6 protein-coding genes are annotated in these 2,632 nt (G+C 33.1%); all 6 read right to left on the minus strand.

Features of this window, described 5'->3' with window-relative positions; all coding sequences use genetic code 11:
• Window positions 1-636 (minus strand): DUF6930 domain-containing protein (locus COZ07_RS10800; protein ID WP_406608570.1); only part of this gene is annotated, 636 nt, incomplete at its 3' end.
• A 4-nt stretch (window positions 637-640) separates the two neighbouring features.
• Window positions 641-802 (minus strand): hypothetical protein, encoded by a 162-nt coding sequence (locus COZ07_RS10805; RefSeq protein ID WP_406608571.1) that lies wholly within the window; start codon window positions 800-802, stop codon window positions 641-643.
• Between the two features lie 49 nt (window positions 803-851).
• Window positions 852-1,157, minus strand: a complete 306-nt coding sequence (locus COZ07_RS10810; RefSeq protein WP_406608572.1) for a hypothetical protein — start codon at window positions 1,155-1,157, stop codon at window positions 852-854.
• A gap of 56 nt (window positions 1,158-1,213) precedes the next feature.
• A complete protein-coding gene (locus COZ07_RS10815; RefSeq protein WP_406608573.1) occupies window positions 1,214-1,525 on the minus strand; it encodes a nucleotidyltransferase domain-containing protein in 312 nt (103 codons plus the stop codon).
• 108 nt (window positions 1,526-1,633) lie between these two features.
• On the minus strand, window positions 1,634-1,927 hold the full coding sequence (locus COZ07_RS10820; protein WP_406608574.1) for a type II toxin-antitoxin system YafQ family toxin: 294 nt from the start codon (window positions 1,925-1,927) through the stop codon (window positions 1,634-1,636).
• Window positions 1,928-1,929: 2 nt separating this feature from the next.
• On the minus strand, window positions 1,930-2,184 hold the full coding sequence (locus tag COZ07_RS10825; RefSeq protein WP_406608575.1) for a type II toxin-antitoxin system RelB/DinJ family antitoxin: 255 nt from the start codon (window positions 2,182-2,184) through the stop codon (window positions 1,930-1,932).
• Between the last annotated feature and the right edge of the window lie 448 nt (window positions 2,185-2,632).

Consider the following 2,632-nt stretch of genomic DNA (forward strand, 5'->3'; position numbering starts at 1 on the left):
TTCCTGGGGCAGAGTTTTATAATTTTCAGCAAGTTTCAGGAATTGCCCTTGAAATTCGGAGATGCATTCTATAGGTTTTGCTAAATGATGCTTTAATATAAAACCTGAGTCGTGTTCTACCCATAAAGTGATATAAGGATAAAAAGGCCTTTCTTCTTTTTCTTTAATTGGATTTGGATAGTAAAAGTAATCAACCTCCCAAACACCTTGGCGATAAGGGATTCTTCTCTTGATTTTTTCCAAACGATCTGTATCGATAGGTTCTACAATAATTTCCGCTTTTTTAAAGGGCAACGGCTCTATCCACTCATCCTTCCAGGATAGACCGCCGATCTTGTCCTGTTGTGGGACTCGAACTAAATAATGATTTTTCCTGGCAGGGGGAGTGAGCATTTCTGGATCATCTTTAAAACGGAGCGAGACATCGATTGCCTGTTGTAGACATAAGGTTAGATATCTTGCCTCTTCACTGGTTAAATACCAGGGATAATAACCAGGCCGATAACTCCTAAATGACGGCCAGGAATTAGGTCCACTAAATTTTAAACCAATTTTTTTTATTACTTGAAAATCTTCTTTCTGTAAATATTTTCTATCTTCGAATGAAGCCATAAGTAATTTTTGAAGATTGAGCATATCCTCAAGAGATGGATAATTTTTTCCCAATCTCCCCGGTTACCGGGTTTTGCACTCCAAATAAATCATAATCCCACATCCAGTTCCAACACTCTTTTCTCTTAAATTCTATTGCGGCATCATATAGGTCTTTCCACTCTTGAATAGATGGCAGTTTATCGTTCATTTTTACACTTCCTCCTTGTGTTTTTTCTAGTTCAACTTTTCAATCCAGGTCAATAATAATTCAAAGACTTTTTCTCCGTAAGATTTCTGGGTAAATTTTTGAAAGGTTCTTCTCCCCTATTTTCTTCCTTATCTAATAAATTAAAACTATCTTTATCCGGACTGATAAATTTTTCTTCGATCAATTTTAGATATTTAAAAGGAATCCATCTATTCTTTATGGTTACTTCTATTTGGTTTTCTCGAAAAAAATAAACTAATGTCTCTAAGTCTTCTACTAAGGGAACATTTTTTCTTTTTATATCACTTAGATCAATCTGATCTTCTATTTTCTGATTAATGGGAGTGATGTTCACTGAAAAAGAAAAATCTTTTCTGGGATTACTAAATTTTTTCCTTCTTCCAGGATGGCCTACCTCCTGAGGAGAATTACTCTGAAACTCATCACGGGGAGAAAGGGAAGGAGTAAATTCTCGAGCGATATCAGAAGGGGTGCTTTTCCACAATCTTTTATATCAATAGGAACATCTACGTTGAGCTTCAGGTAAATCCTTTGGGCAAGTTTTCTCCTGTGAGTAATGTCATTTTTCAACACAAAAATATCGTAATCACTTTCTTTACTCTGTTCCTTTTTTGTCTGTGAACCAAATAGGATAATTTTATCAGGAGCAACTTCTTTTACAATTTGTTGTGTAATTTCCTTTAAATGATTTTTACTTGACATATTATTTTCCTTTGTATTTCTAAATAGTAAATAAAGTAACTTTAAATCTCATATTATATTTCCGTAAAATAGAGAGAAAGATATATTAATCATTTATCAATTGTTATTTTATTTTATCAGTTTTTTGTACACCTGAGGATGAGAACCAATCATGGCAAGTATTAGGAGAGGCTTTTCAACTTTAAATATCAGAATCCAATCGCTTTTGATATGTATTGCCTCATATCCTTTCGATGTTCCAAGTAGAGGATGCTTTTTATAAATAGGGTCCACTGGTTTCTCTTCTTGTAATGTAGTAATGATATGCTTTAATATTTCAAAATCTAATGGCGAGTATTTACCACTTCTCCTATCCCTTTCCACATCTTTCTTGAACCTTTTCTCAACTTTTATCTTTAACAATGTCAAATCCCCAGTTCTTTAAAGAGTTCCTCTGCTGTATTGTAAATTTCTACGTCTTCATTATTCTCAATATTATGAATTCTCTCTATGAGTTTATCGGAAGGAATTCCTACCTCAAATGGTATCTTCTTCTCTAAGGCTACCTTGGCAAGAAACAAGTTCACTGCGTCTCCAAAGCTCAATCCTAATGCATCGAATACTTTCTCTGATTCTTTATAGAACCTATCTTCTACTCTTATACTTGTCTGTCTTCTCATATTATCACCTCAAATTAATTATACTGCAATTGAAGTATAAAGTCAAGAGATCGAATTCAATCTGCCAATCGGCCAATCTGCCAATCGAAATAAAAAGAAAATCAAAAAAGAATCAGGCAATCGGCCAATCTACCAATCTAAAAAAAGTCGTTAGTATTTAGTATTTAGTAAAGAAAATAACGATTGTAAGCTTTAAGTGATAGTTTTAAGGACAGATTCTATATTTATTATTTTGATATTTTTGGATATATTTTTATATTCACTTATTTCTTTGGTTAATTTCTCCGGGTTGTTGGTAGAAAGTATGATTATTTTTTTACTGGAAAGATTATTATGGTAGAGTATTGGGATAGGAAATTTTCTATACAAATGGTCGGGTGGCCTAAGAAATTTTCTTTAGATGGATTATCACTTATAATTGCATTTAGTTTTAAGGGAGTAATTATTC

The sequence above is a fragment of the Candidatus Infernicultor aquiphilus genome (assembly GCF_002784285.1).
GTDB lineage: Bacteria > Atribacterota > Phoenicimicrobiia > Phoenicimicrobiales > Phoenicimicrobiaceae > Infernicultor > Infernicultor aquiphilus.

Bases quoted from the DNA above. Each gene is read 5' to 3' on its own strand.
- COZ07_RS10805 (WP_406608571.1), bottom strand. From the start codon at position 802: ATGAACGATAAACTGCCATCTATTCAAGAGTGGAAAGACCTATATGAT.
- COZ07_RS10815 (WP_406608573.1), bottom strand. From the start codon at position 1,525: ATGTCAAGTAAAAATCATTTAAAGGAAATTACACAACAAATTGTAAAA.
- COZ07_RS10825 (WP_406608575.1), bottom strand. From the start codon at position 2,184: ATGAGAAGACAGACAAGTATAAGAGTAGAAGATAGGTTCTATAAAGAA.